Annotated in this window: 14 protein-coding genes; 9 read left to right on the forward strand and 5 right to left on the reverse strand. The window is 52.4% G+C overall.

Translation table 11 applies throughout. The features are described 5' to 3' along the window. Positions 1-714 precede the first annotated feature (714 nt). The 3 genes from AB182_RS13940 to budA are packed head-to-tail and all read right to left on the reverse strand — an operon-like array spanning position 715 to position 3,978. Positions 715-1,485 (reverse strand): (S)-acetoin forming diacetyl reductase, encoded by a 771-nt coding sequence (locus AB182_RS13940; protein WP_047370614.1) that lies wholly within the window; start codon positions 1,483-1,485, stop codon positions 715-717. A gap of 20 nt (positions 1,486-1,505) precedes the next feature. After that, positions 1,506-3,140, reverse strand: coding sequence for an acetolactate synthase AlsS (gene alsS, locus AB182_RS13945; RefSeq protein WP_263406548.1), 1,635 nt, complete (start codon positions 3,138-3,140; stop codon positions 1,506-1,508). 58 nt (positions 3,141-3,198) lie between these two features. Then, positions 3,199-3,978, reverse strand: coding sequence for an acetolactate decarboxylase (gene budA, locus AB182_RS13950; RefSeq protein ID WP_047370616.1), 780 nt, complete (start codon positions 3,976-3,978; stop codon positions 3,199-3,201). Between the two features lie 105 nt (positions 3,979-4,083). Between budA and AB182_RS13955 the strand changes: the two genes are divergently transcribed. Further along, positions 4,084-4,986, forward strand: coding sequence for a LysR family transcriptional regulator (locus AB182_RS13955; protein WP_047370617.1), 903 nt, complete (start codon positions 4,084-4,086; stop codon positions 4,984-4,986). On the opposite strand, the gene AB182_RS13960 is transcribed toward AB182_RS13955, so the two are convergent. Beyond that, complete coding sequence (locus tag AB182_RS13960; protein ID WP_047370618.1) at positions 4,983-5,780, reverse strand: helix-turn-helix domain-containing protein; 798 nt, start codon at positions 5,778-5,780, stop codon at positions 4,983-4,985. The two genes, AB182_RS13955 and AB182_RS13960, sit on opposite strands and share 4 nt — an antisense overlap. Before the next feature lie 211 nt (positions 5,781-5,991). Between AB182_RS13960 and cfa the strand changes: the two genes are divergently transcribed. The 5 genes from cfa (at position 5,992) to AB182_RS13985 (ending at position 10,612) form a co-directional block, all read left to right on the forward strand. Further along, the gene (cfa, locus tag AB182_RS13965) at positions 5,992-7,140 is read left to right on the forward strand and encodes a cyclopropane fatty acyl phospholipid synthase (protein WP_047370619.1); all 1,149 of its coding nucleotides are present in this window, start codon (positions 5,992-5,994) and stop codon (positions 7,138-7,140) included. A gap of 93 nt (positions 7,141-7,233) precedes the next feature. Beyond that, positions 7,234-7,953 (forward strand): (Fe-S)-binding protein, encoded by a 720-nt coding sequence (locus AB182_RS13970; protein WP_047370620.1) that lies wholly within the window; start codon positions 7,234-7,236, stop codon positions 7,951-7,953. 9 nt (positions 7,954-7,962) lie between these two features. After that, positions 7,963-9,396 carry a LutB/LldF family L-lactate oxidation iron-sulfur protein gene (locus tag AB182_RS13975; protein WP_047370621.1) on the forward strand — a complete coding sequence of 478 codons (1,434 nt, stop codon included), beginning with the start codon at positions 7,963-7,965 and terminating at the stop codon, positions 9,394-9,396. After that, positions 9,396-10,091 carry a LutC/YkgG family protein gene (locus AB182_RS13980; protein WP_047370622.1) on the forward strand — a complete coding sequence of 232 codons (696 nt, stop codon included), beginning with the start codon at positions 9,396-9,398 and terminating at the stop codon, positions 10,089-10,091. The genes AB182_RS13975 and AB182_RS13980 overlap by 1 nt, the downstream gene beginning before the upstream one ends. A 122-nt stretch (positions 10,092-10,213) precedes the next feature. Beyond that, the gene (locus AB182_RS13985) at positions 10,214-10,612 is read left to right on the forward strand and encodes a helix-turn-helix transcriptional regulator (protein WP_052958834.1); all 399 of its coding nucleotides are present in this window, start codon (positions 10,214-10,216) and stop codon (positions 10,610-10,612) included. Positions 10,613-10,672: 60 nt separating this feature from the next. Here AB182_RS13985 and AB182_RS13990 read toward each other — a convergent pair whose 3' ends face one another. After that, positions 10,673-12,175, reverse strand: a complete 1,503-nt coding sequence (locus tag AB182_RS13990; protein ID WP_047370623.1) for a sensor domain-containing diguanylate cyclase — start codon at positions 12,173-12,175, stop codon at positions 10,673-10,675. Between the two features lie 518 nt (positions 12,176-12,693). Here AB182_RS13990 and AB182_RS13995 point away from each other — a divergent pair. The 3 genes from AB182_RS13995 to AB182_RS14005 all read left to right on the forward strand — a co-directional run bounded on the left by AB182_RS13995 (position 12,694) and on the right by AB182_RS14005 (position 15,190). Further along, a complete protein-coding gene (locus AB182_RS13995) occupies positions 12,694-13,956 on the forward strand; it encodes an MFS transporter (protein WP_047370624.1) in 1,263 nt (420 codons plus the stop codon). A gap of 120 nt (positions 13,957-14,076) precedes the next feature. After that, positions 14,077-14,511, forward strand: a complete 435-nt coding sequence (locus AB182_RS14000) for a RidA family protein (protein WP_047370625.1) — start codon at positions 14,077-14,079, stop codon at positions 14,509-14,511. A gap of 4 nt (positions 14,512-14,515) precedes the next feature. Then, positions 14,516-15,190 carry a DUF1028 domain-containing protein gene (locus AB182_RS14005; RefSeq protein ID WP_047370626.1) on the forward strand — a complete coding sequence of 225 codons (675 nt, stop codon included), beginning with the start codon at positions 14,516-14,518 and terminating at the stop codon, positions 15,188-15,190. Positions 15,191-15,201 lie beyond the last annotated feature (11 nt).

Consider the following 15,201-nt stretch of genomic DNA (forward strand, 5'->3'; position numbering starts at 1 on the left):
ACAGAACGGGCTCTTCCATTACCCCCACGGGTAACTCAGAGCGAGACGCGTTAGCACGACCATCCCGAGTAGATGCAGTAGATAGCATTCATGAGATAGAAAGGAAATGAGAAGCTATAGGATGCTAAACAAGTACGCGAGTAAGTACGCGAGTAAGTACGCGAGACGAAAACCAGAGAATTTACTGAAGAGGTATGTTTGTAACTACTTGATTTTAATGGTTCCGATAATAGGAGTCGAATCTACGACCTTCGCATTACGAATGCGAGCCAACTCTCAAATGAGTACAAGCATGAGTACATGAAAGATATGACGTTAAATAAACAAATAAATATCAATAATATGTAACATAAATCACGACTCAACGTCTAAATTAGTTTTGTCGTCTCATGAGTTTTCATAACATCTCATAAAGCTCACAAAACCCACTAAAATCCACGCCATTGCGTGGATTTTTCTTTTTGTCTATAAAAAGCCCCTGCAAGGGTGCAGGGGAAAACGCATGTCAGAGCGTTTACTCTTACTTATTCGGGTTGCCTGAACGTGGCGACGCAGCGAAGCCAGGTTGCATACAAAAGTACGTGACCGGGGTGAGCGAGGACAAACGGGTTATTCCAGTTTGAACAACGCTTGCGCAAGTCCCGACGGGGCAAGCTCACAGGCCGCGTCAAATCAACGCACAGGCAACATGAACTGTGACGGGTATATTAGAATTTAATTGAACACCATCCCACCATCTATGAGCAGAGACTGGCCGGTCATGTAATCGGAGTCTGGCCCTGCAAGGTACGAGACGCAGGCGGCTACATCTTCCGGTTCGGATAAGCGGCCAAGCGTAATGCGTTTGGCAAAGGTTTCAGTACCGTAGCCGAGCGGTTTACCTGCCGCCTCAGAGACCTGACGGTCGATTTCCGCCCACATTGGCGTTTTCACAATCCCCGGGCAGTAGGCGTTAACGGTGATCCCCAACGGGGCAAGATCCCGTGCGGCGGTCTGGGTTAAGCCGCGCACCGCGAATTTACTTGAACTGTAGACGGCCAGTTCCGGGTTACCGGTGTGGCCCGCCTGGGAGCAGGCATTGATGATCTTGCCGCCGTGCCCCTCTTTGCGAAACGCCTCAATCGCCGCCTGAATCCCCCAGATCACCCCTTTCACGTTGATGTTATAAACTTTGTCGACAATCTCCGGGGTGATGGATTCGATGGGCGTAGAGGGTGCGATCCCGGCGTTATTGACGATAACGTGAAAGCCGCCCAGCGCGTTGCGGGCTTTCTCTACCGCCGCAAACACCTGCTCGCGGTCAGAGACATCCACCTTCACGGCCACGGCATGGCCGCCGTTACGGATAATTTCATCGGCAACGGCCTTCACCGTCGCATCGTTATAGTCGGCAATGGCGACGGCAAAGCCATCTTTCACCAGGCGAAGCGCTATTGCTTTACCAATCCCCTGGCCTGAGCCGGTTACGAGAGCCACTTTTTGCATTTTTCTGTCCTTATAGTAAGTCATAAAATCTGGCTGAGATGGAGCTGGCCCATCAGCAGCGGGTTATCGCTATAGTCAACGGGAATGGCCACCACGGCCGGGCCATCGACCTCCATCGCCGCACGTAGTGTGGGCTCGAGCGCATCGGCGCTCTCCACGGCAAAACCTTTCGCGCCAAAGGCGTCGGCGTACACTTTGAAATCGACCGGACCGAACTCTACGCCGGAAAGTCGCTGGTATTTTTTCTCTTCCTGGATTGCCACCATGTTGTAGGCGTTATCCACCCAGATGATATGCAGCACGTTGGCGTTAAGACGCACCGCGGTTTCCAGCTCCATGCTCGACTGCAAGAAGCCGCCGTCGCCGGAGACAGAAACCACCTTGCGCCCCGGATTCACCAGCCAGGCGCCAATCGCCCATGGCAGCGCGACGCCCATGGTCTGTTGACCGTTGGAGATCATCAGCTGACGCGCCCTGAAGCTGTAGAGATAGCGGGCAATCCAGATATGGAAGCTGCCCATATCCACGGTGAGCGTTACGTCGTTATTCACGATGTCCTGCATAGCCCGCACGATACGCAATGGATGCAGGGCAAACTGGTTGAGCGAGGCGCCACGGCGATCGAGCAGATCCCGCTGATGCTGGCGATCGACCAGGATTTCTGACGCGCGCTGGCTGAGTTCCAGTTTGTGGTTAATCCGGCTGGCAAGCTGGTTCAGCGTGGCGGCGATATCCCCCACCAGCTCGATGTCAGGCACATAATTGCGCTCTTCATACGCGGGCAGCACATCAATGTGCACCAGCGTGGCATCGCCGCTGTTCCACATGGACGGCTCATACTCAACGGGGCTGTAGCCAATACAGATGATCAGGTCCGCCAGGTGCAGCAGCCGGTCGCCCGCCTGATTATTAAAGAGGCCGACGCGCCCGGCGAAGCGGGTGAAGTGCTCCTGGTTCACTGCCCCGGCGGCCTGATAGGTGCTGGTAACCGGAATACGGCTTTTCTCCAGCAGCTTACGCAGCGCCGTGCTGTTGGCAGGCTGACTCGCCATCAGCCCCAGCAGGATGACCGGATTTTTAGCATTCTCGATGAGCCTCACCACATCGTTAATCACCGATTCGGGTGCCGGGCCCATTATCGCCGGGCCGCTGGCAGGCAAAAGGGTGCCTGTGGCGGGCTGGTCGACAATATCCTGCGGCAGGCTGACAAACGCGCTCCCCGGTCTGCCTTGCTCGGCGGCACGAAACGCGTTGGAGATAACCTCGGCAATCGAGTCCGGGGAACTGACCTCGACAGCATATTTGGTGACCGGGCTGAACATCGCAACCGTATCCATGCTTTGATGCACCAGTTTCGCTTTATCCGCCCGCTTCACCGCCCCGCCCAGCGCCACAACCGGGTCGCCTTCGCTGTTGGCGGTGGCAATGCCGGTGATCAGGTTTGAACAGCCAGGTCCGGAGGTGACCAGCGCCACCCCGGCTTTGCCAGTCAACCGCCCTACCGCTGCCGCCATAAAGGCTGCGTTCGCCTCGTGGCGCACGGGGATGATCTCAATGGAGGAGTCCAGCAGGGAATCAAAGACTTTGTCGATTTTCGCACCCGGAATACCGAAAACCTGCTTCACGCCCTGCGCTTCCAGTTGGCCGACAACCATATCGGCGCCGTGCGCCCACTGGCGAGCCTGTTTATCACTGTTCACGGTGGTTCTCCTGTTAGTTTTCAACGGAACGGATCGCTGCATCCAGATTGCTGGGGTGAAGGTTGGCCTGTAAAAACGCGCTATCGGCGGGCAGGTCAATCATCAGCTTGTGAATTTCACCGAAGGTGAGCATGCCGTTCTCCAGTTGGTAGTCGAGCAGATGGCCCCCACCCTGACGATCGTCAGTGATGAAATGTTCGTGATAACCGGCCACGTTAATCCCCTGCATATGCTGCGGCGTGCGGAATCCGACCAGCACCCCTTCGCGCTGGTTAAAGCGGAACACCGGTTGGTCGTCCAGGACGTCGGTCATCGCCCGGTACGGCGGCGTCTGGCGCGGTACCGTGCGGGTGTGGGCGTGGCGGAAGTTGCCGTCGATACGCAACGCGCAGAACAGGTTATCGGAGGGGATTTGCTGGTCGATCACCTCGTGGATCTGCTGACGGCTGACCGGCGTATCGAAGGTTTTGCGATACTGCGGCTGGAACCAGGTCATCACTGCAAACGGCGTTTTCTGCTCTGGCTTCGCGGCGCGGGCGCTACCGTCGGCGCGCAACTGGTACACCTGGCTGCTAAAGGCAATCAGTTCGCCGTCCAGCTCGTTAAAGGTGCCCAGACCAAAATCACCTTGCGCCAGTAAATCGGCGACGGTGGTGTCTCCCTCGTATACGCCGCTTAACAGGGCGCTCATTAGCGATGTCTGATAGATCACGCTGTCAGGGTGCCGGGCAGAGAACCCACGTACGGTCTCGCACAGGCTGGCCTCACAGTCGCATGCCGATGAATGCATCATTATGCTCGTCCTCTTCAACTTTTTTTAGAAAGGTTAAATAAATGTTGACCCGATTCAGCAGAGAGTTCCAATATAGAATCCATGCTGGTTTGAGACGTTTGAGATATGGAACTTCGTTATCTGCGCTATTTTGTCGCGGTAGCACGCGAGAGACACTTCACTAAGGCGGCCAAAGCGCTGGGGATGTCGCAACCTCCTCTGAGCCAGCAAATCAAACGGCTTGAGGAGGAAGTGGGGACGCCGCTTTTCAGACGCCTGACGCGAGGTGTGGAACTGACCGAAGCGGGAAAAGCCTTCTATGAAGACGCTTGTGAGATCCTTGCGCTGAGCGACATAGCCGTCGAAAAAGTTCGGGGCATTGCCCGTGGCCTAAACGGCAATCTGTCGATCGGGATTGCCAGTTCCGACGCTTTTCATCCCATGATCTTCACGCTTATTCGCCATTTTCAGTTGCAGAACATGGCGGTGAAGATCCATCAACGGGAAGCCAATATGTCCTCTCTTACGACGATGCTGGCTGAGGGGGAACTGGACATTGCTTTCGTACGTCTGCCCTGTGAGAGCAGTAAAGCGTTCGAGTTGAAAATACTGGACCGGGAACCGATGGTGGTGGTACTGCATTGCGATCATCCTCTCGCAGAGCGCGGTGCTCTGACGCTGGAGCAGCTCCAGGATACGCCACTGGTTTTGTTCCCGCAGGAAATAGCGCCGTGCTTGTATGATCGCGTTTACCCCTGCTGCGCACGCTCCGGGATTGATATGGAACACGCGCGACAGTGCTCACAGCTTTCGTCGTCTGTCAGCATGGTATCTGCAGGCAGTGGCTTTGCCCTGGTGCCGCAGTCGATGGTGGTCATTTCTCCGCCGAATGTCACTCATCATCCGCTTATCTCACCGAAGCTCTATACCGATATCGCGCTGTGCTGGCGGCGTTTTGAACGCTCACGAACGGTGAAACGTTTTTTGTCGATGCTGAATGAAGACCCTTTATCCTGGAAGGCGACTTAATACCGTGTCGGCGGCACGCCAAACATGGCGCGAAACGCAAAGGTGAATGCGGCCGGGCTTGAATAACCCAGATCAAGCGCAACCTGTGTGACGCTACGCTTGTTTTTTAACATCACGACGGATTCCAGCAAGCGCACACGTTTTTTCCATTCGCTGAAGGCCACCCCGGTTTCCTTTTTGAAGCGACGTGAAAACGTGCGCACCGACATGCCGCTACCGGAAGCCCACTTCTCAATGCTGTGCGTTTCACCCGGTGTTTTTTGGATCTGGCTGCAGACTTTCATCAGTAAAGGTGAGCCCGGCCAGGAGATTGACAGGCCGGCATCCGGCAACCGCCTGAGTAATGAGATCAACACCTGCACAAGTTGCCCATCTTCCCCTTCATCGTCATACAGCTCCGGCACATTTTGCGTCGCATAGTGAATAAACGCACGCACGAAATCACTGACCACCACCACTTTACTGCCACTGAAAGCGATGGTCGCGAAATCGGCTTCAACATAGAGACTTTCCAGCAGCACGTCGCTGGTGGCAAAAATGCGATGCGGCACATGAGCCGGGATCCATACGCCATAGAGAACGGGGACCACCAGCGTCTTGCCTTCAATCTCCACACGCATACTGCCATTGCGCGCATACAGAAATTCAGCGAAGGGGTGCTCATGTCTGTCCACACCCGTATCGCCCATCAAGGGGTAGCTGCGAAAGTAAACCGCACGCGGCAATGCCATCAGCACCGGCGCGGGCTGGCCGCTAACCGGTTGACTGGGCGGTGACACTAACGTTGAGCACATAAGCACCTGGCCTCTATTCGATGAAGTTTGTCTTGATAGCACAGCGCAGACACGGCGGGTTTACTGAATAATGAAGCGGTCATAAATCTGTTTCACCCGTCATGAATAATTTACCAGCCATCTGCCTGAGGGATAAGCCTTTTCGCAAACACTGACTGGCGTAACGGGGATATTTTCTGACTGGCAGTCACGCTACGTTAAAGGAGAGATGATGGCTAATGAATGTACCGTCGATGTGATCAGCAAACCAAACCACTGGCTGCGGATTGTGCAGGAACTGCTATCACAGGCGGGAATTGTTATTAATGGGCCTGAGCCCTGGGATATCCGGGTGCACGATACCCGTTTTTTTAAACGCGTATTACAACAAGGTTCGCTCGGCCTGGGTGAAAGTTATATGGAAGGCTGGTGGGACTGTAAACGGCTTGATGTCTTTTTTGATAAGCTCCTCTGTGCCCGGCTGGATGAGCAACGCCCCGCCAGCTTTTCCGATCTTCTGCGCATCGCGTTTGCCCGCCTTGCTAATCCACAATCACGCAAACGTGCCTGGCAGGTTGGCGAAGTGCATTACGATCTGGGCAATGATCTCTTTAACCGCATGCTCGATCCTCATATGCAGTATTCCTGCGGCTACTGGAAAGAGGCCGACGAATTATTTGTCGCGCAGGAAAACAAGCTGGCATTGATTTGCGAAAAACTACAGCTTAAACCCGGCATGACGATGCTGGATATTGGCTGCGGCTGGGGGGGATTAGCAGAATATGCGGCACATCACTATGGTGTGCATGTGGAAGGCATAACGATTTCCGCTGAACAAAAAGCCTATGCCGAACACCTCTGTGCCGGGAAAGATGTGCGCATCCTGCTCCAGGATTACCGCGATCTGGATAAGCAATATGATCGTATCGTTTCGGTCGGCATGTTCGAGCATGTTGGTCCGAAAAATTACGCGACGTATTTTAAGGCGGTCGATCATTGCCTGAAACCTGACGGTCTTTTTTTATTGCATTCCATCGGTTCAAATAAAACCCAACATAACGTTGATGCCTGGATCAATAAATACATCTTTCCTAACGGCTGTCTCCCCTCGCTAAAACAAGTTGCTGAGGCCAGTGAACCCTATTTCGTCATAGAGGACGTACATAACTTCGGCGCCGATTATGATAAGACGCTGATGGCCTGGCATAGTCGCTTCAATAAGGCCTGGCCGCAATTGTCAGGAAATTACTCCGTCAAATTTCATCGAATGTTCAACTATTACCTGACTGCCTGTGCGGGCGCATTTCGCGCCAGAAATATTCAGCTCTGGCAACTGGTACTAAGCCGTGGCGTCACCGGCGGGCTGCGCGTGGCTCGCTAAATACATCTTTTAATAAGGTGGCTAAAAACACCCTCACTGACGGTCTTATTTAATAAAGACGCGAGTCATGACATTTTCCGGAAGCAAAATAATATGAACGTGAATTTCTTTGTAACCTGCATTGGCGACGCGCTTAAATCACGCATGGCAAAAAACAGTGTTCTGTTGCTCGAACAACTGGGTTGTTGCGTCCAGTTTCCTGAACATCAGGGGTGTTGTGGGCAACCGGCAATCAATAGCGGCTACATTACCGATGCCTTGCCGGGCATGAAAGCACAGATTACCGCACTTGAGTTCAATGACTATCCCATTATCTCTCCCGCCGGGTCGTGTATGAATGCCATTCGCCACTATCAGGACTGGCTACGCGATGAACCCGAATGGGCAATGCGCGCGGCGAACGTTGCCAGCCGGATGGTTGATCTGACCTCGTTTATCGTTAACCAGCTTGGCGTGACGGACGTCGGTGCGCGCCTGCCAGGACGGGCTGTCTACCATCCTTCGTGCAGTCTGTTTCGCAAGCTTGGCGTTCGCGATGAACCACTGGCCCTGTTACGTGAAGTTCGTGAACTGGAAATCATCCCTTTTAGCGACCAGGAAACCTGCTGCGGTTTTGGCGGCACTTTCTCGGTCAAAATGGCAGAGATCTCCGGGGAGATGGTGAAGGAAAAGGTGATGCATCTTATGGAAGCCAGGCCGGATTATCTGATCGGCGCAGATGCCAGTTGCCTGATTAATATTGGCGGTCGCTTGCAGCGAGAAGGCCACCCCGTCCGCGTACTTCACATCGCCGATGTGCTGATGAGCCGCTAAGGAGGCAATATGTTTCTTAAAACCAGTAACCTCCCGTTTTACGATCGGGTACAACAGCAAATCGACGATCCGGTCATGCGCCACGCTGTCGCGAACGCGCAGGATCGCATTGGCATTAATCGCCAGAAAATGATCGATGAGCTTGAGAACTGGCCCGCCTGGCGTTCCCGCGCCGCAGAGATTCGCGCCCATGTTCTTGAGAATCTGGATGCCTATCTCTATCAATTGAGTGAAAAGGTCACCGCGAATGGCGGCACCGTTTTTTTTGCCAACACACGAGAAGATGCCACCCGCTACATTGTGCAAATTGCGCAGCAGAAACACGCTCGCAAAATCGTTAAATCGAAATCGATGGTGACCGAAGAGATCGGGATGAATGCCGCGCTGGAAACGGCAGGCATTGAGGTCGTGGAGACCGATCTGGGCGAGTATATTTTGCAACTGGCCAAAGATGCCCCTTCGCATGTGGTTGTCCCGGCGATACACAAAGATCGCCATCAAATTCAGCGTATCCTGCGGGAGAAACTGGGCTACGAGGGTGCCGAAACCCCGGAAGCGATGACACGCTTTATTCGACAGAAGATCCGCGAAGATTTCCTTAACGCCGATATCGGCATTACCGGTTGCAATTTTGCGGTCGCGGAAAGCGGCACACTTAGCCTGGTGAGCAACGAGGGCAATGCCCGGCTCTGTACCACTGTGCCGCGAACACACATTGCCGTGATGGGTATGGAGCGCGTGGTTCCCTCATTTGCAGAGCTGGACATCATTCTGACCATGCTGGCACGCAGCGCCGTGGGCGCCCGCCTGACCGGCTACAATACCTGGCTTACTGGCCCCGGCGCTCAGACGGAAAGTGACGGCCCCGAGGAGCTCCATCTGGTGATCGTCGACAATGGTCGTTCGCGAGTGCTGGGGTCTGCTTTTCAGGATATCTTGCGTTGTATACGCTGCGGCGCCTGCATGAATACCTGTCCTGCCTACCGTCATATTGGCGGGCACGGCTACGGTTCGATTTATCCCGGCCCTGTTGGCGCGGTGCTCTCGCCGCTGCTCGGTGGCTATGAGGATTTCAAAAACCTGCCCTATGCCTGTTCGTTATGCACAGCCTGTGATGACGTCTGCCCGGTTCGTATTCCCTTATCTTCATTAATTCTTGAGCACCGCCGTACGCTGGCTGAAAGCGGCATGACGCCCGCGATGGAACGTCACACAGTGCATCTGTTCAATTACGCTAACCAGCATCACACCCTGTGGAAGGTAGGGATGGTGGCAGGCGCACGTGCGGCACAGCTGATGATTCGCAACGGGAAGATGCCCTTTAGCATTGCCGCAATCCGCAAGTGGACGCAAACCCGGGATCTGCCACAGGCGGATGGAGAGAGTTTCCGCAGTTGGTTCAAAACACATCAAAAGCAGCGCAAAAATGGGGAGGATGCATAATGGAAAACCGCGATGCCTTCATGCAGCACATTGCCCGGCAGCTCGGCCGCGAGCCACGTCAACTCCCTGAGCCATTGCCCGTTACGCACTCTGCGCCGCTGAGAAGCCGTTATGCCGAAAAAATAGCAGAGCAACCTTGCGACAGTTTCATGGAATTTGCCTCACAGATGATGCAGGTCCACTGCGAACTGGCCCCTCTTGCAGACCTCTCACAGGTCGCAGAAGGTCTCTGTAACCAGTATGGCGGCGGCCCGATACTGATAAGCGGCGACGCCCGACTGGCAAAAACAGGCATCACTGCACACTTGCAGAGGTCATTCCCGGCGAATTGCTGGGCCTCGCCGGGAAGAGAAGACAACCTGCGCATAGCCGCTGGGGCCAATATTGGCGTGGTCTTTGCCGAATACGGCCTGTGTGAAACAGGGGGCGTGGTTCTGTTTTCCTCGCCCTGGCAAGGACGAGCCATCAGCCTGCTTCCCCCGACGACGTTGTTTGTTGTCTACAAAAGCCGGTTACTGCCTGGCGTCACGCAACTGGCTGAAATCCTCCGTCAGAGAGAACAATCAGGTGAACCCCTGCCCTCCTGTATCAATCTCATCGCCGGACCAAGCTCGACGGCAGATATTGAACTTATTAAGGTCGTTGGGGTTCATGGGCCATTGAACGCGGTCTATTTAATTATTGAAGATTGTTGATGCAATAAACAGGCGCAGTGACTGCGTGTCACTGCGCCCGGTTAAGCCATTATTCTTTTAGTCGGGGGCGCTGTTTTATGACAACGGTTCCCCCCTGACTTCGCCAATAAAAAGGTATTGAAATGACAAAGGAAAGCGCATTGTGCCTGATGAGACTAACGATAAAGGATATTCTCGACTGGATAGAATGTAATATCGCAACGCCTCTGCCACTCAGCGCCCTGGCACAAAAATCAGGTTATTCTGCATGGCATTTTCAGCGGGGATTTAAAAAAGTTACGGGTATGTCGCCTGGCGTATATATACGATATCGAAAAATGGTGATTGCCCGCGATTTACTTCATGATACCAATCGCTCAATCACTGAAATTGCAATGCAAATGGGTTACCGGGAGCAGTCCACATTCTGCCGTGCGTTTCGGGAACATTATCATCGCACACCGGGACAGTATCGTCTGTGGGTGAAGGATAAGCGTTATAGCGGGCTTGAGGTCAATCGCGTCACGGGCACACATCGTTAATCTCTTTACACAATGCCATTGACAAAACGTTTCACAAAAAAGCGTATCGGTAAGACGCTGTCAAATAATGCTAACCTGGTTGCGCCCGCAAAATTTTGCACGATAAAGTGCCGTATCGGCACTTTCAATAAGCGAGGTCCCGTCATCATCAAGGTCTGCCGCACGCGCATGTGAAACACCCGTGCTGACGCTCACTACGCCAAAAGGGCTGGCCTCATGGATTAATTTTTCATTGATTATATTATGGGTAATGGTTTCAGCAATCTTCTTCGCTAATTCCAGTTCTGCTTCTGGTAAGATAACGACAAACTCTTCGCCACCGTATCGGGCGGCTACGGCATTTAGCTCTGCTAAACTCCGTTTTATTATAGCAGCCACATTGCGTAAACAGTTATCACCGTCCAGATGTCCATATTTATCATTGTAATTTTTAAAAAAATCGATATCAATCAGTAACAACGATATCGATTTTTTATTCTTTGCACACGTTTGAATTGTTTTCGGAAAAATATGATCAAACTCCCTGCGATTAGCCAGGCCTGTCAGACTATCAACAGAGGCCATCTCTTTTAATTGTGCGTTGGCAGACATCAAGGACTCTTTGGCATTGGCGAGTTCTTTGTTAAGTTGCACACGCCTGCTGATTTCTTTAAAAACATAACTCCCTGAAAAAATGGCACATCCAATAAGAAATATCACTATCGCGCCCAGAATCTCAGCATGATGTCTCCATGAATTCAAGGCTTCATCTGTACTGACCGCAACCGTCGTGACTAACCCATAGCGCTTATTTTTCTGAAAAGCGAAAATGCGTTCAATATGGTCAACACGAGAAATAACGGTTGCCGTTCCTGAGTCACTTTTTTTGAGATAAGTCGTAAACAGCAGCGAATCAGAAAATGCCTTACCGATATAATTTTCATTAAAAGGGAAACGAATCATAAGCGTGCCTGAATCGCTAATGAGCGAGATAGATCCATTCTTCCCCATATCTAATTTACCGTATGTTTCGAGAAAATTTTCAACGTTCAGCGTTAAAACCACTACCCCTCTGAACGTCATGTTATCATCTTCCAGCCTTCTGCTGATGGTAATAACCCATTTGCCCGTCGTTCGACTAATAACCGGAGGGCCAATAAAAATATCTTTAGATACGTTGTTACGGTGATAAATAAAGAACGATCTATCTGCGCCATTTCGCCTGCCTTTGGGGATATCACGCATGGCAAGAATTTGATTTCCTTTGTCATCATAGATGACAATATTATTAAGTTGTTCAATAAACGTTGTTTGATCCGACAGAAGTGTTCTTATGCGTCCAAGTTCTGGTTGTTTTATTCCATATATTTCCGTCATACTGGATATGGTTTTTATAATCATTTCACCTTGACGAATAACACCTTCCGAATAAGTATCAAGCGTGCGGCTTAAATTGATGACATTTATATTAAGCTCATTTATCGTCTGAGTTCGCGCTGACAAAACCTGGAAGGTCAGTAACACAGAAACAATGAGGAAAGCAACCGTTATAACCAGTGATAAATAAAATTTCTTTTTCTTCATGTTGCTTACCCATACATGCAACTAAAAAAACAGCAGCGCATTCAGAAATCTGTCCAATCACAAAGGCTCATAGTATGTCACCAGAAAAGGCAAAACAAAACAGGAACCAGCATCTTAACAATATCAGGCGATCTCTGTGAAACTGACATTTACTCATGCAATGCTCTCAGAAAATCCTCGTAGTCATCGAATCTGTATGTTGCGCAACAATCCCTGCATACGCCGTAAATTTGTCTGTCGAGGATAATGTCACGGCGATAAGTGAACCGACACGGCTAAGTTAGCGTGCTAAAATCAAATAGCCCGTCTTGTTTATATTTAAATTGATATAAGCACTATATTTAAAGACTGATAACGAATATACATAAAAGTCTCTCTCATTAAACAACTCCTGCATTTCATAAATGCGCCGAAAGGTATTATTGAGATAGATACAGCGCCAAAAAACTTACATACACGCTATTCCCCGCAGGGAAAATTTAAGGTAAAGATACTCGTTTAATTCCTGGAGCACATGAATGGGTCTGACGTCCGGTTCCCCCGATAACACGCATCCGGCTACCGTCGAAAAGAGGCAAAGCCGTAAAGTCCTGGGCGCAACCAGTCTTGCTCACCTTTTCCATGATGGTGCCACCGACCTGCACTATGTCCTTTTTGCTCTCTGGCAGCAGCAGTTTGGGCTTTCCATGGCGCAGACAGGCCTGCTTAAGATGCTGTTTTCCGGCACGATGTCAGCCTTTCAGATCCCCGCAGGAGAATTAGGCCGAAAGTACGGCGAACGCAGAGTATTAATGGCTGGCACCCTGCTGTTGACCGTCGCACTGCTCCTCTACGGCACCTCATCAACGTTGATACAGCTCATGATACTGATTGTCATCGGCGGTCTGGGTGCCAGCGTCCAGCATCCTCTGTCATCGAGTTTTATTACGCACTATTATTCCCCCAGGCACGCCCGTATTGCGCTGAGCACCTACAATTTCTTTGGCGATGTCGGCAAAGGGGTAATTCCCGGCACACTATCGGCCTGCCTGCTTATCATCGCCTGGGGCAGCGCCCTGCAATGGATTGCTCTCTTTGGCTTCCTCGTCACCCTTGGCCTGTACCTGTTACTGCCTGGAGATAGCAAACCCGCGCAAGTGGAGCCTCTCGCCGCCAAAGCAACGCACCACGACAAGCCTCAGCAGCCGGCGATGAAACTCCCCGAACCGCTGCGCCGAAGGGCATTCACCGCGTTATGCGTGATCGGGAGTATTGATAGTGCAACGCGCACGGGCACCCTGACATTCCTGCCTTTTTTGATGGCCTCACGCGGCGCTTCGGCGACGCAAATAGGCCTTGCGTTGACATTAATCTTTATTGGCGGGGCATTCGGTAAACTGGTTTGCGGAATACTGTCAACCCGGCTCGGCGTGATCAAAAGCGTCGCGGCCAGTGAGATAATCACCTCCGCCATCGTGCTGGGGATGGCATTTGCCCCGCTGCAAGTCACCTGGTTATTGCTGATTCCGTTAGGTGTGGCGCTGAACGGAACGTCCTCGATTCTGTATGGTAGCGTTGCCGAGTTATCCCGCCCGCAACAGCAAACCCGCGCGTTTGCGATTTTTTATACCGCCTCGCTCGGTTGCGGCGCCCTGATGCCCGTCATCTACGGTATGGCAGGTGATGTGATGGGCGTACAACAGACCTTAATGCTTGTCGCCCTACTGGTGCTTTGCATTCTGCCTTTGCTCATCCCCATCAGACGCGCAACAACCCTTGAAGGGCAGTCACTCGCGCCCTGACGCCAGGCGGGCCTGGAGGCCTGTTCGCATTTTCTAAACTAAAGCCTCGGATTATGCTGTTTTGTTTGTTTTGCCTGAGAAGGTATACCTTGCGGGGAACCCCTTTACTGGCAGGCAACGATGAGCACACATACCCGCATTCGCAAATTCAATACCAAAGACACCTACCCGAATCAGTCACTGGATAACGATCTGTGTCAGGCAGTTCGTGCCGGCAATACCGTGTACGTTCGGGGCCAGATTGGTACCGATTTTGATGGTAACCTGGTCGGGCTTGGCGACCCGGCCGCCCAGGCTGAACAAGCGATGAAGAACGTAAAACAGCTTCTGGAAGAGGCAGGCAGTGACCTTTCACACATCGTCAAAACGACCACCTATATCATCGATCCCCGTTATCGCGAGCCGGTTTATCAAGTTGTCGGCAAATGGCTCAAGGGGGTGTTTCCCATCTCAACCGGGCTGGTCATTTCCGCATTGGGTCAGCCACAGTGGCTGATGGAAATCGATGTTATCGCGGTGATTCCCGATAACTGGCCATCACCAACGGGAGAGTAAGAGCATGACATTATCGATTATTGGTCGCTGCGCGCAGACCGGTCAGATAGGCATTGCCATTAGTTCTTCCAGTATTGCGGTGGGGGCGCGCTGCCCGTGGCTACGTAGCAAGGTGGGCGCGGTATCAACCCAAAACATCACCTTACCGGCGCTGGGACCGCGTATTCTTGAAAGACTGCAACAGGGTGATAGTGCTGAAACGGCGCTAAAGGCGGGGCTGAGCACGGATGATTATTTTACCTACCGACAGGTCACCGTGATGACGGCCGGAGGAGAAAGCGCTTTCTACAGCGGCGACAAAACGCTCGGCGTCCACAACGCCCTGAACGGTGATAACTGCGTGGCGGCGGGTAATCTGCTCGCGGATCCGAACGTCATTGTCGCGATGATAAACGCGTTCGAACAGCAAACCGGGCATCTGGCTGACAGGCTCATTGCTGCAATGCAGGCGGGTCTTGCCGCAGGCGGAGAAGCAGGCCCGGTACATTCATCAGCGCTGTCGATTGTCGATTCTCACGTCTGGCCGATAGTTGATTTGCGCGTCGACTGGACAGACGCCGATCCCATTGATGAACTCGGCAAACTCTGGCGCGCTTATCAACCCCAGATGCAGGACTATTTAACGCGAGCGCTTGATCCGCGTAGCGCGCCGGGTTACGGCGTGCCCGGCGACGAGTAAGTGCAAGGAGG

It is taken from the genome of Phytobacter ursingii (assembly GCF_001022135.1).
Lineage (GTDB): Bacteria > Pseudomonadota > Gammaproteobacteria > Enterobacterales > Enterobacteriaceae > Phytobacter > Phytobacter ursingii.